Raw genomic sequence first — 23348 nt, forward strand, 5'->3', positions numbered from 1 at the left:
AAGGAAAAAGAAATGACAGTAAAAGGAACTGCACTTATCGGACTTAAATCAGTCACCATTCGTGTGCATGATGGACAGACTCCAACGGTTGGACAGAACCTCTTCACGCTAGAAGGTAAAGATAATGAAGGGGCTACACAGACCGCTAGAGTAACTGGATTATCTAGTGACCCTGTAAAGACTTATGGTAGTAATGTGGCTTATCACGTCTCCAATCGAGGAGTCGGTGATGTTAAGGTAGAGATGGGCTTGCTTGATGTCCCATTAGCTTTATATACGAATGCTTTGGGGTATGGCGATGATGATGGTATCTATTACTTCGGTGCAGACACAGTTGCCAAGAATGTTTCCATTCTCATTGAAAGTAATACTGCTGATGGGGAACCTGTTTACTATGGTTTTTATAAAGGTCAGCTTTCTATGGATGCTATTGATTTTGAAACGCTCAAGGATAAGGCGAATGAGTTAGCTACTACTAGTGTGAATTTCACTGCGACAGCTAGTTCAGACGTTGCAACTAAGGGGCGTTATGGTGCTATTGTTTATGGTTCAGATGCTGAAAAGTTGAAGAAATTGAAAGGTCAACTAAACATAACCGCTGCGGGGTAGAAGGAGGGCGAAAGCTCTCTTTTACTTTTTTAGAAAGGAAAGTATATGGCTAAGGTTCAATTTACAATTAAAAATGACAAGGGAGAAGATGTCCTAAAAAAGAGCAAAGAAATCACAACTCGTGATTATCGTGACTATTTGGTCATGAACGAATCCTTGACAAGTGATTTATCTGAGGTAGAGAAGCTTGATAAGCAGTTGGGATTTATTGCTAGTTTGTTTGATGATGTGACAGTAGAACAATTACTAGAATACACAGATTTTGCGAAAGTGATTTCTATTTTTACAGCAATTTATGCTCATCTGGTAGGTGATGTAGACCCAAAGGAAAAGAGCTAGCACCTGGGCAAGCGATCAAACGTTTTTATGGTTTTGTCAAGCAAGTTACAGAGGGTCCTTATGGAATGAGCATTCGCGATGTGATGGATACGAGTTGGGAGGACTTGATGGGGGTCTTGGGAAGTCTGGAAACGAGTGAACAAGAAGAAGTGCTTGACTTGGCAGATTTTTTAGAAAGTCTCTAGGTCAAGACTTTACAAATCAAAGGCTTAGGAATATAATAGAGGTATAAGCGAGGAGGTGGAAGAAATGTCTCGAAAAGAAAAAGCACGTAGAAGATATTGGTTTTGGTTTACCATTTTTATCCTTTATCTTGCTTTTGGCTTGTATTGTATTTGTACAAATTTTGTAGATATCTTTGGTATGCTCTTGCTATCACCCTTTATCTTTGCTTCCTTGCCACTCTATGCTTATCTATATCTTGGTATGTTTATCTGGTCTTTTATGAGCCTGGCAATGGATGATTTTTATAAAGAATGATGAAAAGTCCGTGAGGGCTTTTTCTTTGCTCTGAGGAGTTAGGAAGGAGAACAAGATGGCAAGCGGTACGCCGTTAGGTCAGATGTATATTGAGCTAGGGTTGGACGTGTCAAAGTTCAGTCCTACTCTAACTGGTGCAAAAAACGCTGTAAAGTACTTTCAAAATAATGTCCGTTCTTTGGATAGTACTTTAAAGGGGAATGAAAAAAACGCTAGCTTACTTCAAGCGAAATACAAGACTTTGGGACAAGCTATTGATTCACAACGTAAAGTTTTGGATGAGATGAAGAAAAGTTTTGACAAACTTGATCCTGGGACAGCTAAGTTTGACAAGGCTGCTGCTGATATTCAGCGTGAGAATGCTAAGTTGGCAGTAATGGAAGGTCAGCTACGCGGTGTTGAAAAAGCTTTGCAAGATGTGGGGCGTGAAAATAGTTGGTCTGGTAAGATGGATGCCTGGAGTGAAAAATTTGCAAAAGGTGGAGAAAAATTGCGGGCTATGGGCGATGCAATGAAGCCTGTATCTGCTGCTTTATTAGCTGGTTTTACGCTTTCTACTAAGAAGGCGATTGACTTTGAGAGTCAGATGAATACAACTAAATCTCTGTTAGCAGATACTATTCCAACAGCGGATGAACTGAATAGTACCACACAAAAGCTGGGGGAAAGTTCAAAAAATTGGGCGAAGCAGTATGGGATTTCTACTGCATCTATCAATGAAGGGATGCAAGAAATTATCAAGAAAGGTTTTGATGCCAATCAGACAATCGAAGCCATGCCTGCTATCCTAGACGCTGCAAAGGCATCTGGTGAGGACTTCAATACGGTTATGAACGCCACTACGAATATTTTGCAACAATTTGGGCTATCTACTCAGGATACAGAGCGAGTAACCAATAGCTTAACCTTTGTCGCCAATAAAACGGCTGCTGGTTTTGCTGATATGGGGGCTGCAATGGAGTATGTTGGTCCCGTTGCTAAAAACGTTGGTATGAACTTGGAAGAGACTGCCGCTGCTGTTGGTCTTTTGTCCAACAATGGTATTGCTGGTGAAAAGGCTGGTACGGCTCTGCGTGGAGCTTTAACAAGGCTACTGAAACCATCAGAGCAAAATGCAAATGCAATGGAGAAGCTTGGTTTTTCTGCAGAAGAATTTCGTAGCGGCGCGATTAAGCTACCTGATATTTTGGATCGTATCAAAAAGAATACGGAAGGGATGACAGATGCTCAGAAATCGGCCTTGATTGCTACAGCCTTTGGTACAGAAGCTCAGACAGCGATGAATATCTTGGTTGACCAAGGTGGAGATGCGTTGCGTAATCTTGCTAATGAAACCAAGGGGGCGACAACTTATACCAAGGATTTAGCAAATGAATTATCTAAGTCTTCTAAAAATGGTGTGGAACGTTTTAAATCTAGTTTGGAAGTTTTACAGATTAACATTGGTCAGAAATTATTACCATTACTAACTCCTGTGATTGATAAGGTGAACCAATTTATCGACTGGCTAAGTAAGGCTCCTCCAGCCGTACAGAGCTTGGCGGTTGGTATTGGTGGTTTTTTGGCTCTGGGCTACCCTCTATTGAACTTTCTTGGCAATGGGGCGACGGCTCTTAGTATTTTGATAAAACATGCCGGTAAATTAGAAGGACTATTAAAGGGCGGTCTCGGTCTTGCTAAATTGACAGAGCGTGCTGGTAAATTAAAAGGACTTTTACAAGGTGGTCTCGGTCTTGCTAAGGTAGGAAGCGAAGCCACTGTTTTAGCGGAAGGAGCTGGCGCTGCTGCATCTAGTTCTAGTCTCTTGTCTGGAGCCATTGGGGCTTTGACAAATCCTATTGGTTTGCTGGTGGGTGGTGCTGCTTTACTAGCTGGAGGATTGGTCTATCTAGGATATAAGAAAGACGAGGCTCGCATTAAGGCGGAGGAATTTGGGTCTCAGTTGAGTGATACTGCAAGGAAAGAGTTAAGAGATTTCCAAAGTAAGGTAGATGATACCAGTACAGCAGTAGCCAACTTTGGAACCCACGCTGGCGATGCTGAAAAAGTTTCTGAAGCTTTTCGAAAACTTCATGAAGAGGTAGCAGCAGGTGCTGAAAAAGCTAATCAACGTATGGAAGAATTAGCTAAAAAGTTGGGGTTTAGCGATGAAGAAATCGCTAAAATGAAAGTAAAAAATGACCAAGTTGTTTCAAATACCGATGCAATGGCTAATCAGGTCAGTGAAATCTACAAACGTCATAATGGAGACGCTAGCAAGTTTTCTCAAGAAGAAAAAGAAATCGTCTTAAACAACCAAAGAGAGATGATCAAAGCTAGAATCGAAATGATGGAATTATCTGGCGAACAACAAAAGGCTGCGCTTCAGGCTCTGAATGGAGAGATTGGTAGTTTAAATGAAACGCAATTAAAGCACACAAGAGATGTTTTGAAGAAGGCTCTGGATGAAGAAAATCAGTTATACAAAACCTCAAAAGATGGATTGAAACAACTCTTAGATGCCAAACGTATCGATCAAGAAACTTACAATAAAAAAATTCAAGAACTTGAAACAAACCACCAGCAAACCATGGAAGCCTTAGGTACTAAGTATTACCAGGTTATGCAAAACCTTGACGCTAAGGTAAAAGCTCGAACTGGACAAAGCTGGAACTACTGGGAAGAAGCTAAAAAGGTTCTGGAAGAATATGGTTTGTCTTATGAAGTAATCGGTCAAAAGGCAGCAGAAGCTTCTCAAAAAATGGGTGATTCCCATAGCATTCTTGCTAAGTATACTAGTGATATGAGCAAGGAAACGAGAGAAGCGAATGATGCTTGGTCTTTGCTCGTCGGAAACATTGATGAAAACAACAATTTTGTCATTAAATCAAACGTAAAAGAAGTGATTGGGGAAGCGACTAAATCTGCTGAGGGTTGGGAGCAATTGCAATTTATTGTTAAAAATGCGAATATCAACTCAAATGCTCGGGTAACGATTGCTGAAGCTCTCGTTGAGTCTGGTAAGTGGTCAACCATGACACTGGAAGAAAAACAGTTGATTGTCCAAAATCAAGCAGGACTGCAAGCTATCTTTGATAGTGAAAACCATCTTAGAATCTGGAACAGTATGCCTGCTGAAGTCAAGCAACTGCTTTTGGAAAATACAGATGTGATGAATAAGGCTGAGGAAGCTTCCAAAGCGCTCTATAACTATGATGCCTTGACTCCTAAGCAGAAAGAGTTGCTGGCTACGGATGAGAATTTCAGAAAGGCTGTTGCTCGTTCGACTGACACGCTAACAACTTGGAATGCAACTACTCCATTTACAAAAGATTTGAAACTAGATCCTACAAATGTTTTGAACAACGGGCAATTGTCAATCGATAAAATCATGGCTTGGAATCTATCTAATCCAGAGAATAAGTCATTAAATGCTATTGACAATACTAGTGAAGCAGTTGCTAGTGCAAAAGCGAGTGTGAACTCTCCGAAACAGGAAAAACCAATTGATTTACTTGCGAAAGATCAGACTGCAGGCGTTAGAAATGAGACGAGTGCGGCTATTAATGCGATTAAGCAACATAATCCAGTAGATATCCTTGCTAAAAATAGCACTTCCAGTACTGTCAGCGAGGTCAAAAGCGTCGTTAATAGCATTCAAGACAAAACGGTTACAATCAGCGCTCGAGATAATGCTTCTGGCGTGCTTGCAGGCATTAGGTCTTGGATTACTAGGGTAACTGGTGATTTCTTTACCAATGTTTTTGCTAGTCGGCATGCCCACGGTACCAACTATCACCCTGGTGGTCTTGCTATGGTCAATGACCAACGCAATAGTACCTACAAGGAATTGGTTACTCTTCCAGATGGTAGGAGCTTCATTCCTGAGGGGAGGGATGTTCTTCTTCCTCTTCCTAAAGGGGCTAAAGTTTTGCGGGCGGATAAGACCAAACGCTTGATGCGTGAGATGGGGGTCCCTAAATATGCTGCAGGAGTTGGCATTCCGAGTGATGCTAAATTCCTTCGTGAGATGGAAGAAGCACAAGCTAAAATAGTGGTGCAAACAAAAGGAGATACAAATAGTAAAGACAGCGATAAAGTCGTGTCTGAGATAGCGATTCTGAGAGCAAGTATGGAGAAGATCCTTACCGCTATCCTTGAAAAGCCGTCAGATACTTACCTGGACGCTGATAAAATTTCAATGAGCGTCTACCAACGTCAAGGTGCGATTTATGCTAGGGAGGGAATGTAATGTTTTACATGATTATCAATGGTTTCAATACATCAACTATCCCTCACTGCGTGGTGACGGATTTTGGTCAGGTGGAGGCAGCTAAACCTAGGGTGGCTGAAGATGCTAACCTCTACGGAGCCAACGGAAGTTATCGGGTGCTGGATGGTGGCTATGAGAGTTATGAACGGACTTTTTCGTTCTACATTCCTAAGTTACTGGATGTTTCGACTATCGTGGAGAAATTTCAGCCTAAGGACAATGTGCTGGAGTTTAGCTACCAGTTGGGTTCTGTCTTTTATGCGGATTTTATTGGTGCAACCTATAGCCCTCATGGGATGCATGCCTGGAAGCTAGAGCTTAAGCTGAGTATGCAACCATTCCGTTATCAGAAATCTGTTGAACCTCTGATCTTTACCGCAAGTGGAAATATCAACAATCCAGGCTCTGTCTATAGTGAGCCTGTGATTGAGATTGAAGGGGATGGCGATATTTCTTTGACTATCGGACGGACAACCATGCACTTGACCGTTAGACGAAAAGTGACCATTGATTGTAGGCATAAGAAACAGAATATTTACAATGCAGATGGCGCGGTTCAAAATACGCTACGAAAACGTGGAGGCTTCTTTGAGTTGGCAGTCGGTAGTAACGGTCTGGTCTTTACTGGTGCGGTTCGTAAGGTCACAGTTCGGCCGAATTGGAGGTATATTTTATGATTTATCTTACAGAGGGAAATAGGCCTTTAAACGAGGCCTACAATGATGAAATTGTCCATTTTGGGAACAATACCTATCAACTGACCTTTCGTTTTCCTACATCGGATCCCAAGTGGGAATTGCTGAAAGAGGAAACTTTTCTGACTGCAGATGACCTACATGGTGAGCAGGATTTTTATATTTTTGAGGTTGAAAAGCAACAAGGATATATTCAAGTCTATGCCAATCAGGTTATCAGCCTGTTAAATAACTACATCGTCAGCTCTATCGAGGTTGACCGTGTCAGTGGGACAAGGGTGTTGAGTGCTTTTGCTGGTAGTATTACCAGAGCCAATCCTTTTTCTTTCTTCTCTGATATTGATGATAGGCATACGCTCAATATCAAGGACAAGAATGCCATGGAGGTCTTGGCCAAAGACAAGCATTCTATCCTTGGTCAGTGGGGCGGAGATATGGTGCGAAACGGTTACAACTTACGCTTGTTAAAAAATGGCGGTTCTGAAAATGAATCGCTTTTTATGTACAAGAAAAACTTGTCCAGCTACCAGCACAAGACCTCAACGAAGTCTTTAAAAACTCGGATAACCTTTAAAACGACTGTTAAGGGCGAGGGAGAAAATGCGGTTGACCATGATTATATGGTGGTGATTGACAGCCCCTTACTTGGGAACTACAGCCAAATCTATGAAGATGTCGTGGAGGTCAATGACCAAGACGTGACAGATGAGGCTAGCTTGATTGCATATGGTAAGCAGTATTTTCGGACAAGTATGTGCGACATGTTAGAAGATAACCTTGAAATCTCGGTTGTCGGTCAGAGTGATGTTGCGGTGCAGATGTTTGATGTGGTCAGTATCTACCATGAGTGGTACGGTCTTGATGTTCGTAAGAAAATCACCAAATATACCTATTCGCCAATGGCAAAACGCCTAAAATCAATAGGTTTTGGGACCTTCCAGTCCAGTCTTGCAAATGCGATCGGTGGGATTGTAAATGATGCCGTTTTGAATGAAAGCCGAAATCTGCATCAGATTTTTGAAGAACGTTTGAAAAAGGAAATCGCCAACGCTGACCGTGCTTTTGACGCTGAGTTTGACAAGCGTGAGAAAGCTATCACGGATGCCATCGAACTTGCCAAGGCTAAGGCAGAAGAAGTCAAGCAAGAAGTGTCTGACACTATCAATCAGCGTTTCAATAGCTTTCATGATGAACCTTTACGAGAATCAAGGCGCAAGGCTGAGGAAGCTTTGAGACAAGCTGGCGCAAGTAGCTCTCTTGCTCAGGAAGCCAAGCGGATTGGGCTGGATTCTGTTGCTAGACTTGAAGCGTTTAAGTCGCAGACTAGGAGTGCTCAGACGGCTTTGTCGGGTGATTTGAATCTTCTAAAGCAGACAGTTACCAATGATATAAGCTCCAAGCAAAGGCAACTTAAAACTGACATTTCCAAACAAGTTCAAGCTCTCGGTCAGATAAAGAATGACTTGGCTGGAGTCAGAAGCTCTCAGGCAAGATATGAAGAGACGACTAAAGGCAGGCTAACTGCACTGACGAACAGAATGGAAGGGAAAGCTAACAAATCAGAAGTCAGGCAAACAGCAGAGACTCTGACGAGTCAGATAGACCGTATACAAGAAGAGAGCTCTACTCGTATTTCAACAATGACCTCTCGTTTTAATCAGCGCGCTGATGCGCTTGATGCTGGAGTGAGGCGTTTGACTGAAGGTCTCAGAACCAAAGCGGATATCAGCTCCCTCAACGTGACTGCTGAGAATATCCGGCAATCTGTGAAGAGTCTTGAGACAGACACGCAGAACAAACTAAATCAGAAGTTGAGTCAGGCTGAATTTGAGGTGCAGGCTGGCTCTATCCGTCAGGAAATCCTGAACGCAACCAAGGACAAGGCAGATAAGACCTTAGTTGTGGCTGAAGCTGGAAAATTGCGAGAAGAATTTTCAAATATGCAAGTTGGTGGTCGGAACTATTATCGTGATTCCGAGAAAATTCAACAGTCTCCTTTTAGTTTTGGTTTTGTGTTTGATAATCTAGATCCCTATCTTTCAAAGTCCGATATTGGGACAACTTGGACTCTCTCGTTTGATTGTAAACTCGATGAAGTTGATGGTTCTTTTCCTTTCCACATGATGCATAATGGTGGGAATGGCTTTGGTATAGAGGGACAAACAAAGTCCACTGCGACTAGGGAGTGGCAGCGATTTAGGCTTACAGGTCCGGTATTTTTTAAAGAGGATGCGCCCTCTGAATCCAAGCTACAGATGATCCTATTCAATTCAGATTTAGGATACGGAGGAACTATTTTCATTCGTAGGATTAAACTTGAAAAAGGTACCCTAGCGACAGACTGGAGTCCAGCGCTTGAAGACACCAATGGTCTCATCACACAAGCTAAGGCTAGCTTTGAGCGAACAGCGCAGGAATTGCGAACGGATTTGTCGGCTGTTCAGGCCTATGTTGCTCAAGATGGTCAAAGACAGGAAAGCTTACAGCGCTATACTCGTGAGGAGAGCGCGAGACAAGCAAGAGCAGTTCGTGAGCAGATATCCAGAGATTATGTAGGGAAATCAAGCTATCAAGAAGACGTGGAGGGGATTCATCGGAGAATTGAAGGAGTTAAAACGAGTGCGAATAGAGAAATAACTAGCCAAATAGCTAGCTATCGTCAATCTGCCGACGGGACATTTAGGGATATTTCAAGCCAAATAACAACTTATAAGCAGGATATGACCAGGAACATTGCGAACCTATCCCATCAACTGGCAGGTAAGGTAGAGACTACTGACTTCCAGCGTGTTAAGGAAACCAGTGAACTTTACGAGCGGATTTTGGGCAATACTGAAAATGGAATTGCGGATAAGGTTGCTCGCATGGCTATGACCAATCAACTGTTTCAGGTTGAGGTTGGGAAATATAGTGTAAGCGGCCCTAACCTCATTAAGAATAGTGATTTTAAAAATGATACGAATAAATGGGGCTCAACTCAAAATTTAGGAAGATTGGTTAAGCATAGCTTTTATCACAACGGGCAGAAAGACCTTATGCGTTTAAGCAATGCAACTAAAAACAAAAACTTTTTGTCTAGTCACCGTTTTAATCTTGAACGAAATACTGACTATGTACTGAATTTTAGAGGATTTAACAACAGTGCTCTAGCAAGCTATGATGTTTATATTTTGGGACGAAGAGCAGGCGAGAGCGATGGATTCACAATCTTTAAGAAAGTTGTTAGCAGCAAGAAACTATCTACCTCTAGATGCGAAGATGTCTCAGTAACTTTTAATTCCGGAGAAATGGATAATGCTTACATTCGTTTTGAGAACAATGGCTCATCATCAGGAACAGCTGATTTGTATATTACAGAAGTTGACTTGTACAAAGGTTATAAACCTAGAACATGGCAACCACATCCAGAAGATGCAGTCGCAGATGCGAATAAGAAGCTTGAAGCCACGCAAACAAAAATGACTCAACTAGCTGGCTCCTGGTTGGTTCAAAACATCAACAGTGCAGGTGATTTGATTTCGGGTATCAATCTAGGAGCCAATGGTCATAATCGTCTTTCTGGGAAATTAACCCATATAACAGGCGAGACCCTGATTGACAGAGCAGTCATCAAGTCTGCCATGGTTGATAAGTTGAAGACAGCTAATTTTGAATCAGGTTCAGTAACGACAGCTGTTTTAGCTGCCGAAGCGGTCACAGCTGATAAGGTAAAGTTTGATCATGCCTTTATTCGAAAACTTATTGCCAACGACGCCTTTATTGGAGAACTAACTTCTAAACGTATCTTTGCGACTAAGATTGAATCAGTTGTGAATCGCTCGACTTTCTTAGAAGCTTATCAGGGTCAAATAGGAGGGTTTACAATTGGTCGTTTTGCTCAAGGAAGAGGTCGCTGGATTTCTGGTGTCAACCAATTCTCGGTCGGCATGGGAAACGGCGAAGGCGGAAGCTACAATGGCGAAAATACCGCATTTTGGGCGAACTGGGGTTACAGTTGGAACAGTCCTGGCCCCAATGCTTGGTATGTGACAACGTTAGGAAACATGCATTGCCGAAACGGAGCAAATTTCCACGGTAGGGTTGACTTTTCGAGTTCATCGAGAGCAAACTTCTATGGGAATACTACTTTTTCTCGTTCTCCTGTGTTTTTAAATGGTATCGAACTTGGAAGTAAAGACGTCTTTGGTGATGGTTGGAATCCCAAAGGCGGAAGGAATGCGGTTGTTTGGTGGAATCAGGTCGGTAGTGGTAGCGTGAAGTATTGGATGGAACAAAAATCAGACAGACGCTTAAAAGAGAACATCACAGATACAGCTGTGAAAGCCTTGGACAAAATCAACAGATTAAGAATGGTTGCATTTGATTTCATCGAAAGTAAGAAACATGAGGAGATTGGTCTAATAGCTCAAGAGGCTGAAACCATCGTTCCAAGAATTGTCTCACGAGATCCTGAGAATCCAGATGGCTATCTACATATAGACTATACCGCTTTAGTTCCTTACTTAATCAAGGCCATTCAAGAATTAAATCAAAAAATAGAAAAAATGGAGAACAGACATGGATAATCACACAATCGACAAGCTAGTCGCTGAGTCACTCGTCGACCGTTTGGCTGATATCGAATTGAACTATGCGCATTTAAATGTACACCATAGGCTGGCTTTGGCTGAATTACAGGCCTTTAAGGCGGTGCTGGAATATGACCCAGCGCTTAAAGAACTTTTTGACGAAACGCAAGCGAAAATGAAAGGAAATAAGGAATGAATTACGAAGTAGCAATCAATCCCTACTTGAAAGGTGGGGAAAATGTAACAGTTGTCGCAATCAAGATGGAAAACAAGGGGCGCTATTCTTATGAGCAGTGCGAATTGCCAGGTGACCATACACAGGATAGTGAGGACGCCCTTATCCAAGCGGTTTTGGAATTGGTTCGCACCGAACTGGACCCAACAAGCGCCATTGTCAAGAACCAAGAACAACTGGCTAAGACGACGGAAGCGCTGGAGAGAGCCAACCAGCTCATGGATGGCATGCAGAAGGTCAATCTCCAGAATGCTCAGGATATTGAGGATATCTTAGCGCGATTGGAGGAGCTGGAAGCTCAAGGAGAGTCTGACCAGGAGGAGACCGACGAGGACACCCCTCAGGTTACGGACACAGAAAACCAAGCTGAAGAAGCACAACCAACCCCAGCGGTAGAAGATAAGAAAGAAAGCGAGAAAGAAGATGACATTTCTGAAACGACAAACCAAGAGAGCCCTAGTGAAGACAATGGAGGTAGCAGCAATGAGTAAGATTACACTAGATCAAGCAAAAATCGATATGTACATCAACCTACTGGAGCGTGGAGCAGTTGACTTTTCATGGGTACATAAACGCTGGAAAGACCGTGTGCGCAAGGAATTGAAGCGACGTGGTTTGAGCCACTTGGCGAACTAGCGAGGTGTTTATGACAGAGATTGAGCACTTATTGATTCGGTTTCTCTTTTCTCTGATTCCTGTGGTTGTCTTGTACTTTTCCATGAAGGACAGGGCAACCAAGCAGGAAAATCGCATGACAGCCATAGAAAAAGACATTGAGAACTTACGCGAATTTCGAATGTCGGCTAACAAAAGATTGGATAACCATGACGAACAAAATAAGGCTATTCTGGTGCTGGCTGAACAGGTCAAATCGCTAGGTGAAGATGTGAGAGAACTGAAAACCTTGATACAAAGTAAACAGTAAAGAAAGAGGTGCAGAATGGTCTGTAATCTCAATATGACCAATCTCGCACAGATTGACGGTGGTCACCTGATTAAGCAAGGGGACTTGGCTTCCACCTTTGGTTTTGCCCTCTTAGACGAAGACTACCAAGTGATTTCCTCTCTGGAAGGGGAGGAGGCACTGATCAGTCTGACCAAGGAGGGCTACCAGTGGAAGAAGCAGGTAGCTGTTACCAGTCAAGGTGTGAGTTTCCATCTGGACGCTATCTTGCCGATTGGGAGTTATCGCTTGGAAATCACGGCTGGAGGCTATGTTTTCCCTAGTGATAAATCTGTCCATATTAAGATAGTCGCCTCAGATAAGGAATTGGTCACAGAAGAAGTCCATGCTTTAAAAGAGCTGGATATCGCAGAAGAAGTAAAAAAACAGCTTGCAGGTAGAACTGTAGGCGAGAGCCTAGTAGGTCAGGAATTGCCAGACCTACTCTTTTATTACAATTTAGGAAAGGTGTAACACAAAATGGATACTACAAAATTAACAGCATTTGCGCAGGCAGTGGGGGAAGATAACAAAAAGGTAAACGAAGAGCTGAAAACGAAAGTCAGCACGTCTGACATGAACCAAGCAATCTCTCAAGCTAAATCAGAGGTCAAGGCTGAAATCTTGGGTGAAGGAACGCCTGAGAATTTGGACACACTGAAAGAAATCGCGGAAAAAATCACAAGTATGGGACAAGATGAAAATAGCGCACTTCTTGGCAAAGTAACTGAAGTCAGCGGACGTGTAGACCAGATTGCCAACCTTGACTTGGTAGCGACTTATAACGCAGCGAAAGCGTGAGTGCTATGAGTAACCTTGAAAATCTAGCAAGAGCAATCGGTGAGGATGTCAAGGCTATCAAAGAAGACTCAGAGCTAAAGGATAGGGAGGTTAAGAAAAGACTGGACACCCTTGAGAGTAGACCGAGAGTCCATCCAGAAACCCTCGTTACAAAAGCGGAGCTGGAAGAGAAAGGCTACTTGACCTCCCACCAAGACTTGTCTACTTATGCCCAAAAATGGGAGTTGTACAATGATATCCCCATCAAGGCTAGGATTTCCGCCTTAGAAAATCGTCCATCATTCGATACGCTGACACCGACTCAACGGGATAGCTTAAAAGGGGATAATGGGCATAGTTTGAATGCCAGCGTTCGTATTGAGGGTTCTTATAAGAATGGTTCTACTAGCCGATTGAATTTGTTTGCGGATGTATTCTACGATGGCGAAGCAGTCACGAGCGGCTATACTCTTGATTATTACTACCGTGGTTTTGGCTATACAAACTGGCGTTCTTTGAGAAATCAGACCCCTGATTCAGCAGGAAAATTTGGCACATGGAGTGCTTCTCAGCGTTCTGGTGGTTGGTTTGAAGTTCGCATTGAAGTGAATTACAGAGGATTGAGAGCCTCTGCTTTTACCCATTTGGATAATGTCAACGATGGTGAACAAGGGCGAAGTGGAGTTCCAGGTCAGAACATTGTCAATCAGAACGGTTCGCAGGCACTCAACTATTGGGCCGGTACGCAAGAGCAGTACGATGCTATTACTACCAAAGACCCTCACACGATTTACGATATTTTTAAGTAGGTGAAGCTATGAGAGATAGAGTAAGAATCATGTTAGGAAGTAGAGAGATTGTCAAGCGCTATATTGGCGATAGGTTGGTGTGGTCGAGTGGACCGTCATTATTATTGGAAGTGTTAAACACAAGAATGTGGCAGTACTGGGGTGGGTACAATATTGATATTAAAGGTAATGATATTAAGGTTGCTGCTATACGATATGTACAACTCAATAATAGCAGATTAATAAGAATTCAGGCTGATATGTATAACCGAGGAGTCATATATCTAACTGGTACAAACTTAAGGGAGTATATAGGTAGCGTTAATGTTAAGTTTTATAGAGAATAGAAAGGAAACAACACATGACACAATTTAATGAATTTATTATCGCTTTTGCGACAGGCTTTTTAGCAGTAGCAGTAGGCAGTATCGTGAAAATGGTGAAAGACTATCTTTTGCGTAAAGGCGGAGAGAAAGCGGTAATCATCGCTGAAATCCTAGCCAAGAACGCAGTTCATGCCGTTGAGCAGGTGGCTCAAGAGACAGGTTATAAAGGTGATGAAAAATTGGCACAGGCTCGCACTAAAATCCGGGCAGAGCTAACCAAATACAACATCAGCATGACTGACAAGGACTTGGATACCTTTGTAGAGTCAGCCGTGAAGCAGATGAACGATGCTTGGAGGGAGTAGGTATGGATATCGATACAAGCAGACTACGTACAGGCTTGCCCCAGGTTGGGGTACAGCCTTACCGACAAGTACATGCCCACTCAACAGGCAACCGCAACTCAACCGCTCAAAATGAGGCAGACTACCACTACAGAAAGAACCCTGAGCTTGGTTTCTTCTCTCATGTGGTTGGTAACGGTCGTGTCCTGCAGGTCGGTCCTGTAAATAATGGTGCCTGGGACGTTGGGGGCGGTTGGAATGCGGAAAGCTATGCGGCAGTTGAATTGATTGAAAGCCATTCAACTAAAGAAGAGTTCATGGCTGACTACCGTCTCTATATCGAACTCTTACGCAATCTAGCAGATGAAGCAGGTTTGCCGAAAACGCTTGATACAAGCAGTTTGGAAGGTATCAAAACACATGAATACTGTACCAATAACCAACCAGACAATCATTCAGACCACGTTGACCCGTATCCATATCTAGCCAAATGGGGCATTAGCCGTGAACAGTTCAAGCAGGATATTGAAAGTGGCTTGATAATTGAAACAGGTTGGAAGAAGAACGATACAGGCTATTGGTATGTACACTCAGACGGCTCTTATCCAAAAGACAAGTTTGAGAAAATCAACGGAACCTGGTATTACTTCGACGGCTCAGGCTACATGCTTGCAGACCGCTGGAAGAAGCACACAGACAGCAACTGGTACTGGTTTGACCAGTCAGGTGAAATGGCGACAGGCTGGAAGAAAATCGCTGAGAAGTGGTATTATTTCGACGTAGAGGGCGCTATGAAGACAGGATGGGTCAAGTACAAGGAGACTTGGTATTATCTTGACGGTAAAGAAGGTGCCATGGTATCAAACGCCTTCGTCCAGTCCGCAGATGGAACAGGCTGGTACTACCTCAATGCAGACGGAACAATGGCAGACAAGCCAGAGTTCACAGTAGAGCCAGACGGCTTGATTACGACTAAATAATTTTAAAAAATAAAAGGAAAGGAAAACTTTTCTAAAATGTTTATCTACCCCACAGGACTCGTCCTTGTGGGGATTTTTTTGTTAAAAAGAGTAAGAAACATTGACTTTTTTAAAGAAAGATGTCATAATCAAGTTAATTCAAAAAAATATTATGGAGCGAGTAGGAGGAATTTGGGATGTTAAAAAATACAAAACAACCTCAATACTTTAAGTCTTTTTTACTTGGTATGACAGCAATTGTATTGCCTGTTTTTAGCTTTAACCAGAACATTTCGAAAGTAAAAGCTGATACAGTCCCAGACTGGAAGAAAGTCAAAAGTGATTACAAGAAATCAACGATGGGCATTCAGAAAGAGGTAATGAAATTTGGATACCGAGAATAAAGATTTGATTGAAGTCAATAATATTGTTGATGAAGTCGAGCGCTTACCACATGAACAGCGTCAAGTAGTTTTACAGAAGTTGGAAATCTATCAAGGTGACCTACCTCATCCAGATATTCTCAAAGGATATAAAGAGCTATATCCGGATGCTGCTCAAAAGATTATTGATAATGGTATTGCAGAAAGCCAACATCGTAGAGAGATGGAAGATAAATACTTATCAGGGAATATTGCTTCTCATAAATTGGGACAGTTATTTGGCTTTTTAATCGCCCTCGTTGTTATTATTGGTGGAATTTACTTAATAGCAACAGATAAACAAATTGCAGGTAGTGTCTTAACTGGAACTACTGCATTAGGGCTAATTGGTTTGTTTACAGGGAATAATCAAAATAAAAACAAAGACAAAGAATAATTTTTCACCGCAGGCTCAGGCTTGCGGTTTTTTTATTTTTCAAAAACACACATTTTGAACGATTAGAAAGCAAAATCACAATCCTATTGTTCAAAAAAGCGTTTACATGAAGAATATGGAGAGGAACTCGTGGTGTATTATTGTCAAAAACGGTGTTTTGTTAAAAATAAAAAACAGTGACCGAAATCACTGCTTTTTAAGTTCCTGGGCGTATGTTATCATGCTGATAGCGTGTTTTAGACGCATATTCATAATATCCGATACACCATTTTTATACTTGTCCACGGCCTGAATAGACATGCCACAGTTTTTGCTAATAGCATAGGCTGTGGCGTTGTCTAAAAGCCAGCGGATAGCTTCAATATCTACTGACATATATTACCTCGTAAAATACCAAACTGCAAATAGGAGTAGAAGAAGTCCAATAATAAATTCAACTTTTTCACGCTTGGTGGTTTTTCTAACTTTAAGATTTACTTTCATTGTTTTTCCTGTTATAATTTAAGTACACCCCCGAAGGGGTGGATAGTGATTTTTCACTATCCAAATTCGATGTGCCATTCAAAGCTGATTATAAATAAGTTTATTTTGACTACTAGCTTATTTGTTTTTGCTTTGAGTGGTTTCTTTTTGAACTTAAACATTTCATGTTCCTTTCTACTAGTTTCCTTGTCTAAGGTTTCCTCCTTAACCTTATGTATCCATTATACAACTTTGGTTGCATAATGTCAATAGTTTTGATGGAGTTTTTTTATTTTATTTTTAAAAGACTGTGAGTAATCACGGTTTTCTATTTATAAACTATTAGAATTAAATTGCAACCTTCTCAACTATACGGGCAAAGATGATTGTAAAAATGAATACGAAGATGAATACGATTTAAAAAAACGATGGAAATTAGTGTAAATGATTTTAACGAAAAATAAGTAAAAACTCAACTATTTACAAGTGATGATAACTATTTGTAAACGTTTTTCACTTATGGTAAAGTAGACTATAACAAGTGGAATCATGATGAAATAGCCGTAGATACTAAAGTAAGAGTATATGGTAAAGTTTTACAAGCTATGGAAGATGGGAAAGCCTATACACTGCGTGTAGCCATAAATGATGACTATGATAAAATTATTTTGGTTTCTATTCCTTCTGAATACAACAATAGAGTTATAGCCGAAGATGACCATATAACATTGTACGGACTAGTAAAAGGAAGACAAAGTTATGAAACGGTCTTTAAATCCACAAAAACACTACCTCTCATGGTTGCCTATATGTACGAGAACTAGTACTACATGAAAAATAAAAAACATAACCAAATTATTCACGTTTCAGATACACATATTATCATTCGACTCCACACAAACGATACTCTAAATGTTCCTATCAATGAGTTAACTTTTAATCCTAAAGTAAACGATATTGTTGAAGTTTACCAAAATCAATATTTTCTATTGGTTGCGAGATAATAATCTTGACAACCGTACTGAGCCTGGTTCTTATATCAGGCTTTTATTTTGACCTTGAAATAGAAACAGTTGAACTTCTGATACTCAATTAAATCACTTTAGTATTTTTCAATAATAAATAGGGCGTTGATTTTAATTTAAAGAAAGAGCCTATTTTATTCTTGGAACAAAAATAAATTTGAAGACTTGTTTTAAAAATCATACAATTTTCATAAGAATTGAAAGGGAAATGAAAAATTGTATGAAACAATTTGATGAATTGAGATTTAGTAGTCAGGAACAAGAAAAGACAAAACAAAATTTTTTACAGCATATTGCACAGTATGATGAGTCGATAAGCTCTAGTATGAGATCTAAAGGATATCGTTGTAAAAATCAGTCTGAACGTACAGTAGCTTTTACATTTGGAGAAGTGACCTTTTCTAGAAAACGTTGGTATAAGAATGGTGAATGTAGAATACCAGTTGATGAAATGTTAGGCTTAGAGAAGAATGTACGTCATTCACAGGAACTATTGTATCAAGCCGCGGTTCTAGCTACAAAACTACCCTATCGTCAGGTAGGAGAGACAATTGAGATGGTTTATAATGTAACTGTCACTAAAGATACCGTCAATAAGGTTGTCAAATTAGCCAATCAATTACTAGAAGAAAAGGATGATTATCGATTTTTTAAAGAAGAGAAGAAGATTGAAAAAATTAAAGCAGATATCATCTACATAGAGGGAGATGGTGTATATGTGAAAACATCTGAAGATGGTTCTGAAAAAAAGAATATGGATTTATCACATTTTGTAGTTCATACAGGTTCAAAACAGATCAGTCCAAATCGTTTTGAGCTAGAAAATAAAAAAGAGATTATCCGATTAGATAATCGCTCAGCTCGTAGAGAATTGTTGGATTTATTGGAAAATGAATATGAAATTACAAATGAGACCGTACTAGTTACCAATTCTGACTGTGGTAAGGGTTATACACCACATGTATTTACTGAAATTGCTAAATCATTTAATGTTAAGAGGCATGAGCATTTTTGGGACGAATATCACTTGAATAAAGAAATCAAAGAATTTACAAAGTTTTATCCGAGAGAATTGAGAGAAGACTTATTTCAAGCTATTAGAGAGCATAATAAGAAATTATTAAGGCGTTCACTAGATACTATAGAATCTTTGATTAGTAGTGAAGAGGGAGAGGAAAAATTTGAATATTATTCGAGTAGGTTAATGAGGAATTTTCAGTATACGAAACCAGCGGAGATGAGAGGACTTCCAAAGGCAGGTATTGGGATTATGGAGAGCCAGCATAGAAAAATAACGTATAGAATGAAGCATAGAGGGATGTATTGGACAAGTGAAGGTGGGATAGCCGTAGCGAATATGATATTGTTAGAACGTGAAGGAAAATTAAGAGATTTATTTTTTGGAGAATGGAAGGAGGACTATGATAAGTATACGTCATTGGATCATATCAGTGCGGATAGTGTTCGTCCTAAAAATGAGTCTAAAGATTATAAACTCCCCCGTTTACATGAAAGTATAGAAAAGATATTTAAGATGAAATAACTTCAGTAAAATAACTAATATAAAAAAACAAAAATTTCTAGAGAGATTTGGGCTTTTTTGACGTGGAATAATTGACATTTATCCTGATTTTGGTATAATAGAGATATAAAAAACAACGAAAAAAGGAGTTGGAAATGAGCCTCCAACTCCGCAGAGTAACACAAACCACACTTGTATTACTCAGTCAACTAAAATGATAGCATAAGAAAAAATCATTGTCAAGGGCTGAGCATACAAAAATGTTTAGCCCTTTCGTGTATCTGCATATATTTATATGTGATTTTGGCGTTTCTCAAAAATCGCGACACATACATATACTAGTAAATACTTGACAAAGTAAAAAATAAGTGTTATATTAAAAATGTAAACGGATGCATTTAGATGTGTTCAATTTTAAAAGGAGGGGTAGTTATGAGATATTTTAACGACTCTAGATACCATAACGGTGATTAAAAACCTAAATATAATCAATTCATATTAAAGTAATATGGAGGGACTAAAAAGGGGACTATTACTTAGTCTTCATCAAATATTTTAATCCAAGGAGAAGTAAAATTAAAAAAAAGAATTAATAAGAAAGCATCTGTTTTTCTAGCTGCAAGTGTTTTCAGTTTTAGCTTTGCTACTGCAGCTAGTGTTGTTAGTGCAACTACAGCACACCCTGCTCCAAGTCCCATTATTGATGTATGGCAGTATGGTGTAGATGATAACTATGGTTATTCAAATTACTTTGTTAGTTCTCCAGATAATATTGGTTCAAAATCTTCAGTAACGAATTATTGGGGAACCGTTAAAGCTTACGATAAAAAAAGATTATGGATGGGCATATTCAAGTGCAACAAAATCTTGGAACGATGTTCGCTTAAATGCATATTGGGATTATTATAGATTTTAAAAATAATTTATGAAAACAGGAGACCCAATTATAAAATAGGGTCTTTTGTAATATGGTAATTGCTTATGAAATTAAAATTATGTATCATTGGATTCTTCTTTTGTTTGATTGCTACAATTGGTCTGGTCACTATTAGTGATACCGAAATCCCCATACCTTTACCAATTGATGGTGCTTTCTCTATTCAAGGGAAAAGTAATCTTTCTAATAACGAAATATATGAAATGGTTCGTGACTTATCAAAAACGGAAAAGGTTACCATTTACAAGCCAATCGTTCAGAGTTCGGGTCAGTTGAAGTATGTAAACTTTGATGATGTAAATAATGAACAATTAAAGTCAGCACCAATAGTAGGGATGTATTACACCCTTGGGAAAATGGATGTAGACAGTTTGAAACCACTTACGATGACTGGACTACAAACAGTCTATATGGCTTATCCTTGGTATATAGGAGGAATATTACAATTCACTGGAACTTTAAGAATACTGTTAATGGGTTCCATTTACTTAACTTTATTAGTTGTTTTATTTGTTGTTAGGACGAGGCAGATCAAAGAAGGAGTGATACGACGTTCTTTGGGCTTGCCTGTATACGATCTTAGAAGAGAGTATGTGATTTCTCTTATTTTTGAACTGATTATGATGGCTTTATTGATGATTTCTTACAGTTCTTTTTTGGGAAATGGTTTCTTCACTTATAGTTCTAAGTTATTTTTCTCTCTGCTTTTAACGAATTTTATACTATTTCAAATCATTGATCTCATCACCTTTGTTTTATTTTGGTCGACGATTCAGATTGAAAAGCCCATTGAAATTATCAAAAACAAGGCAAAAAACAAGCTTATTTTTGTCGTATGGCTTGCTATTATTTCGATTATTATCCTTGTCTCAGGAGTTTTTTTACAAGAAACAAAGAGTAGTCAATCTAGTATGAACATACAAATACAGAATTTAGTACCGTGGGACACAGTAAAAGACTGGAGAAGGATTGAGTTCCTTGGAATTGAAAGTAACTCTGCTAAAAATGGAGAAGTTAGTGATTCAGATGGTCAGTATCTACAGATAGTTGCTGCCTTAAAAAACTTAGATTTCTTATATATTGAACGATCTTCGGCATATGTTCCAGATTTTATGAAAACATCTCATGTTTTAGAAGACTTTTCTAAACAATTAGAAAATGACGGAATAACGAATCCAGAAATAAATAAAGAGTTGATTTATATTAATCAAACAGGTGCTAACCTACAAAATAAAGTGAATGGAACAAACTATCATCTTTTAGATAATAAGATAGCAACCATTTATATTCCTGAGAAGTGGAAAGAAAACCAGAAATCTATTGAGAATACAGTTGTAGCAGAACAATTTATTGGAACAAACTATACAAAAGAACAGCTTGCAGTACAAATAATTCCTGATGGTAATAAAATTTTTTATTTCAATGAGGATGCTGATATCGATCATAAAAATAAAGATATTTTACCAATGGCAAGTCTAGCAGATAGCAAAGATAATATAGTTGTTGTGTTAGATACGGACAAAATGATGGAAAATAATAAGTTTTCTTTGGCTAGTAACATACTATATAAATCTCTTTTTAGTCCTGAAGCGATAAAAAAAATAAATGAGATGACTGTCCCGTTGAATTTCTCAATGAATCCAGTAGATGTTTACCAAATTGTGAAATTAAAGATTCAATCCTTAGAGCACCAAATTTTACTTTCACAAATCTTGCAGAAGATAATTTACAGTATTATCTTTATACTCATTTATCAATATGTCCAACTTTTTATTACTCTAAAACAGAATGAATATGTGAAAAAAATCATTTTGGGTCTGTCAAAAACATATATAGCAATTTCAAGTCTCAAATATTTTATGATGACTATTACAATGGTTATTCTATTTACATTTCTGATGACAGGACAAATAGAGTTGCTATATATTGGAGCGGCTTCTCTGCTAGTTTTGATGTTGTCAATCATAATGAGTTTTAGAAAATTATCTGAAAGCTACACTAAAATTTTAAAAGGAGATGAATCATGACAATTGACCTTTTGAACGTTTCAAAAAGTTTCGGCTCAAAGAAGATCTTTACAGACTTAAATTTAATATTTGAATCTGGAAAAAGCTATGCATTGATTGGAGGTTCTGGCTCCGGTAAAAGTACCCTTCTTAATATTATAGGAAGATTAGAAAAAATTGACAGTGGGAATGTTTTAGTTGATAAACAAGATATTTGGAAGATAAAAGAAAGAACTTTTTTTAAAAATACTGTTGGATATGTATTTCAGAATTATTCTTTAATAGATAACAAAACAGTATATGATAATCTGAGCCTTATCACTAAAGACAAAAAAACAATAACTGACGTACTTGAAAAAGTAGGACTGTCAAGTGACTATTTACATCAAAAAATATATGAATTGTCTGGAGGGCAGGCTCAACGTGTAGCTATTGCCAGAATGTTAACGAAGCCACGTAAAATTATCTTAGCAGATGAGCCCACAGGAGCTTTAGATGGTGAGATTGGAAAAGAAATCATTCGCTTATTATTGAATGAAATAGCTGAAGATAAATATGTCATTATAGCGACGCATGATCCAGCTGTCTATAACGAAGTTGATGTGATAATTGACATGAAAGATATAGGGTATAAGTTATGAAAAAGAAAATTTATATTGCTTTGATCTTTGTAACTGGGGTACTCGCCATTTTCTTTTTTGGAAAACAAATGATTACAAAAGAAAATATCAATAAGCCAACGGTAGAGTTAACAATCTATACGCTTTCTTCTAGTGATACAGAAAAATGGAATAAAGTGAGACAAGTAGAAACGGAAGAAGCTATATACTTCATAACTGTGAAAGAAGTATCATCTTCAGAAGAAGTATTTTCAAACATCATTGCAAATGGAGCTGCTACGGGGTTCGGAGTTCGTGAAGAAGAAGTGAAGAAATTCAATAATGGTTTAGGAGACACCATAGAGGACTCTAAGCATAATAAACTAATTGAAATAGAATTTTTTACTTTTTCTGATGATGGCGCGGGATTTGTGGTAGCAAACTTTGACTACGGTAAAGAAGAGTTGAATTCTCAGAAAAAAGATATAAAAGAATTATATAAAAAAATATATGAATCTTTTAAAGAAAAGAATAAATGATTGTATTATAATCCTTGTATTTTGCTATGGTTTGTTAATTGATTTTTGCATATCTTACTTCAACATACTATAAAATAAAACATAAGAAAACGAGTATCTCCAACTACGGAAATACTCGCTT

General features: G+C 39.1%; 22 protein-coding genes and 1 pseudogene. 22 read left to right on the top strand and 1 reads right to left on the bottom strand.

Annotation, left to right across the window (positions count from 1 at the left end):
- Positions 1-12: 12 nt before the first annotated feature.
- The 17 genes from HT719_RS04465 (at position 13) to HT719_RS04545 (ending at position 16137) form a co-directional block, all read left to right on the top strand.
- The gene (locus tag HT719_RS04465) at positions 13-609 is read left to right on the top strand and encodes a major tail protein (RefSeq protein ID WP_000216339.1); all 597 of its coding nucleotides are present in this window, start codon (positions 13-15) and stop codon (positions 607-609) included.
- Positions 610-654: 45 nt separating this feature from the next.
- Positions 655-948 carry a hypothetical protein gene (locus HT719_RS04470; protein ID WP_001151571.1) on the top strand — a complete coding sequence of 98 codons (294 nt, stop codon included), beginning with the start codon at positions 655-657 and terminating at the stop codon, positions 946-948.
- 249 nt (positions 949-1197) lie between these two features.
- Positions 1198-1428 carry a hypothetical protein gene (locus HT719_RS04475; RefSeq protein WP_138702237.1) on the top strand — a complete coding sequence of 77 codons (231 nt, stop codon included), beginning with the start codon at positions 1198-1200 and terminating at the stop codon, positions 1426-1428.
- 55 nt (positions 1429-1483) lie between these two features.
- Positions 1484-5659, top strand: a complete 4176-nt coding sequence (locus HT719_RS04480) for a phage tail tape measure protein (RefSeq protein WP_172928377.1) — start codon at positions 1484-1486, stop codon at positions 5657-5659.
- Complete coding sequence (locus HT719_RS04485; RefSeq protein ID WP_172928378.1) at positions 5659-6357, top strand: phage tail protein; 699 nt, start codon at positions 5659-5661, stop codon at positions 6355-6357. Before HT719_RS04480 ends, HT719_RS04485 begins: the two co-directional genes overlap by 1 nt.
- Complete coding sequence (locus tag HT719_RS04490) at positions 6354-10940, top strand: phage tail spike protein (RefSeq protein ID WP_172928379.1); 4587 nt, start codon at positions 6354-6356, stop codon at positions 10938-10940. The genes HT719_RS04485 and HT719_RS04490 overlap by 4 nt, the downstream gene beginning before the upstream one ends.
- Entirely contained in the window at positions 10933-11139 is a 207-nt protein-coding gene (locus HT719_RS04495) for a hypothetical protein (protein ID WP_000368698.1), read from the top strand. Before HT719_RS04490 ends, HT719_RS04495 begins: the two co-directional genes overlap by 8 nt.
- On the top strand, positions 11136-11669 hold the full coding sequence (locus tag HT719_RS04500; protein WP_001105679.1) for a hypothetical protein: 534 nt from the start codon (positions 11136-11138) through the stop codon (positions 11667-11669). The genes HT719_RS04495 and HT719_RS04500 overlap by 4 nt, the downstream gene beginning before the upstream one ends.
- On the top strand, positions 11662-11814 hold the full coding sequence (locus tag HT719_RS04505; RefSeq protein WP_000036642.1) for a hypothetical protein: 153 nt from the start codon (positions 11662-11664) through the stop codon (positions 11812-11814). Before HT719_RS04500 ends, HT719_RS04505 begins: the two co-directional genes overlap by 8 nt.
- 10 nt (positions 11815-11824) lie before the next feature.
- Positions 11825-12103 (top strand): hypothetical protein, encoded by a 279-nt coding sequence (locus tag HT719_RS04510; protein WP_000134981.1) that lies wholly within the window; start codon positions 11825-11827, stop codon positions 12101-12103.
- A 15-nt stretch (positions 12104-12118) separates the two neighbouring features.
- Positions 12119-12595 (top strand): hypothetical protein, encoded by a 477-nt coding sequence (locus HT719_RS04515; protein WP_172928381.1) that lies wholly within the window; start codon positions 12119-12121, stop codon positions 12593-12595.
- 6 nt (positions 12596-12601) lie between these two features.
- Positions 12602-12922, top strand: coding sequence for a hypothetical protein (locus tag HT719_RS04520; protein WP_138707417.1), 321 nt, complete (start codon positions 12602-12604; stop codon positions 12920-12922).
- Positions 12923-12927: 5 nt separating this feature from the next.
- Positions 12928-13710 (top strand): hypothetical protein, encoded by a 783-nt coding sequence (locus tag HT719_RS04525; RefSeq protein ID WP_119947539.1) that lies wholly within the window; start codon positions 12928-12930, stop codon positions 13708-13710.
- Between the two features lie 340 nt (positions 13711-14050).
- The gene (locus HT719_RS04530; protein WP_138704376.1) at positions 14051-14380 is read left to right on the top strand and encodes a phage holin; all 330 of its coding nucleotides are present in this window, start codon (positions 14051-14053) and stop codon (positions 14378-14380) included.
- 2 nt (positions 14381-14382) lie between these two features.
- Positions 14383-15339, top strand: a complete 957-nt coding sequence (locus HT719_RS04535; protein WP_172928382.1) for an N-acetylmuramoyl-L-alanine amidase family protein — start codon at positions 14383-14385, stop codon at positions 15337-15339.
- Positions 15340-15515: 176 nt separating this feature from the next.
- The gene (locus HT719_RS04540; protein ID WP_000917045.1) at positions 15516-15722 is read left to right on the top strand and encodes a hypothetical protein; all 207 of its coding nucleotides are present in this window, start codon (positions 15516-15518) and stop codon (positions 15720-15722) included.
- On the top strand, positions 15706-16137 hold the full coding sequence (locus HT719_RS04545; protein WP_000379281.1) for a DUF2335 domain-containing protein: 432 nt from the start codon (positions 15706-15708) through the stop codon (positions 16135-16137). Before HT719_RS04540 ends, HT719_RS04545 begins: the two co-directional genes overlap by 17 nt.
- A 186-nt stretch (positions 16138-16323) precedes the next feature.
- On the opposite strand, the gene HT719_RS04550 is transcribed toward HT719_RS04545, so the two are convergent.
- Positions 16324-16512, bottom strand: a complete 189-nt coding sequence (locus tag HT719_RS04550) for a hypothetical protein (RefSeq protein WP_000109850.1) — start codon at positions 16510-16512, stop codon at positions 16324-16326.
- A 1332-nt stretch (positions 16513-17844) separates the two neighbouring features.
- On the opposite strand from HT719_RS04550, the gene HT719_RS04555 reads away from it, so the two are divergent.
- From HT719_RS04555 to HT719_RS04570, 5 genes and pseudogenes are all read left to right on the top strand, one after another.
- Positions 17845-19167, top strand: a complete 1323-nt coding sequence (locus HT719_RS04555; RefSeq protein ID WP_240156549.1) for an ISLre2 family transposase — start codon at positions 17845-17847, stop codon at positions 19165-19167.
- A gap of 537 nt (positions 19168-19704) precedes the next feature.
- Positions 19705-20062 (top strand): annotated as a pseudogene (locus tag HT719_RS12000) (hypothetical protein).
- A gap of 65 nt (positions 20063-20127) precedes the next feature.
- The gene (locus HT719_RS04560) at positions 20128-22110 is read left to right on the top strand and encodes an ABC transporter permease (protein WP_172928384.1); all 1983 of its coding nucleotides are present in this window, start codon (positions 20128-20130) and stop codon (positions 22108-22110) included.
- Entirely contained in the window at positions 22107-22730 is a 624-nt protein-coding gene (locus HT719_RS04565) for an ATP-binding cassette domain-containing protein (RefSeq protein WP_000151031.1), read from the top strand. Before HT719_RS04560 ends, HT719_RS04565 begins: the two co-directional genes overlap by 4 nt.
- Complete coding sequence (locus HT719_RS04570; RefSeq protein ID WP_000727307.1) at positions 22727-23227, top strand: hypothetical protein; 501 nt, start codon at positions 22727-22729, stop codon at positions 23225-23227. Before HT719_RS04565 ends, HT719_RS04570 begins: the two co-directional genes overlap by 4 nt.
- Positions 23228-23348 lie beyond the last annotated feature (121 nt).

This window comes from Streptococcus sp. k-378, assembly GCF_013277505.1.
Lineage (GTDB): Bacteria > Bacillota > Bacilli > Lactobacillales > Streptococcaceae > Streptococcus > Streptococcus pseudopneumoniae.

Coding starts and splice junctions, on each gene's coding strand:
- HT719_RS04465 (WP_000216339.1), top strand. CDS start 13: ATGACAGTAAAAGGAACTGCACTTATCGGACTTAAATCAGTCACCATT.
- HT719_RS04470 (WP_001151571.1), top strand. CDS start 655: ATGGCTAAGGTTCAATTTACAATTAAAAATGACAAGGGAGAAGATGTC.
- HT719_RS04475 (WP_138702237.1), top strand. CDS start 1,198: ATGTCTCGAAAAGAAAAAGCACGTAGAAGATATTGGTTTTGGTTTACC.
- HT719_RS04480 (WP_172928377.1), top strand. CDS start 1,484: ATGGCAAGCGGTACGCCGTTAGGTCAGATGTATATTGAGCTAGGGTTG.
- HT719_RS04485 (WP_172928378.1), top strand. CDS start 5,659: ATGTTTTACATGATTATCAATGGTTTCAATACATCAACTATCCCTCAC.
- HT719_RS04490 (WP_172928379.1), top strand. CDS start 6,354: ATGATTTATCTTACAGAGGGAAATAGGCCTTTAAACGAGGCCTACAAT.
- HT719_RS04495 (WP_000368698.1), top strand. CDS start 10,933: ATGGATAATCACACAATCGACAAGCTAGTCGCTGAGTCACTCGTCGAC.
- HT719_RS04500 (WP_001105679.1), top strand. CDS start 11,136: ATGAATTACGAAGTAGCAATCAATCCCTACTTGAAAGGTGGGGAAAAT.
- HT719_RS04505 (WP_000036642.1), top strand. CDS start 11,662: ATGAGTAAGATTACACTAGATCAAGCAAAAATCGATATGTACATCAAC.
- HT719_RS04510 (WP_000134981.1), top strand. CDS start 11,825: ATGACAGAGATTGAGCACTTATTGATTCGGTTTCTCTTTTCTCTGATT.
- HT719_RS04515 (WP_172928381.1), top strand. CDS start 12,119: ATGGTCTGTAATCTCAATATGACCAATCTCGCACAGATTGACGGTGGT.
- HT719_RS04520 (WP_138707417.1), top strand. CDS start 12,602: ATGGATACTACAAAATTAACAGCATTTGCGCAGGCAGTGGGGGAAGAT.
- HT719_RS04525 (WP_119947539.1), top strand. CDS start 12,928: ATGAGTAACCTTGAAAATCTAGCAAGAGCAATCGGTGAGGATGTCAAG.
- HT719_RS04530 (WP_138704376.1), top strand. CDS start 14,051: ATGACACAATTTAATGAATTTATTATCGCTTTTGCGACAGGCTTTTTA.
- HT719_RS04535 (WP_172928382.1), top strand. CDS start 14,383: ATGGATATCGATACAAGCAGACTACGTACAGGCTTGCCCCAGGTTGGG.
- HT719_RS04540 (WP_000917045.1), top strand. CDS start 15,516: ATGTTAAAAAATACAAAACAACCTCAATACTTTAAGTCTTTTTTACTT.
- HT719_RS04550 (WP_000109850.1), bottom strand. CDS start 16,512: ATGTCAGTAGATATTGAAGCTATCCGCTGGCTTTTAGACAACGCCACA.
- HT719_RS04555 (WP_240156549.1), top strand. CDS start 17,845: ATGAAACAATTTGATGAATTGAGATTTAGTAGTCAGGAACAAGAAAAG.
- HT719_RS04560 (WP_172928384.1), top strand. CDS start 20,128: ATGAAATTAAAATTATGTATCATTGGATTCTTCTTTTGTTTGATTGCT.
- HT719_RS04565 (WP_000151031.1), top strand. CDS start 22,107: ATGACAATTGACCTTTTGAACGTTTCAAAAAGTTTCGGCTCAAAGAAG.
- HT719_RS04570 (WP_000727307.1), top strand. CDS start 22,727: ATGAAAAAGAAAATTTATATTGCTTTGATCTTTGTAACTGGGGTACTC.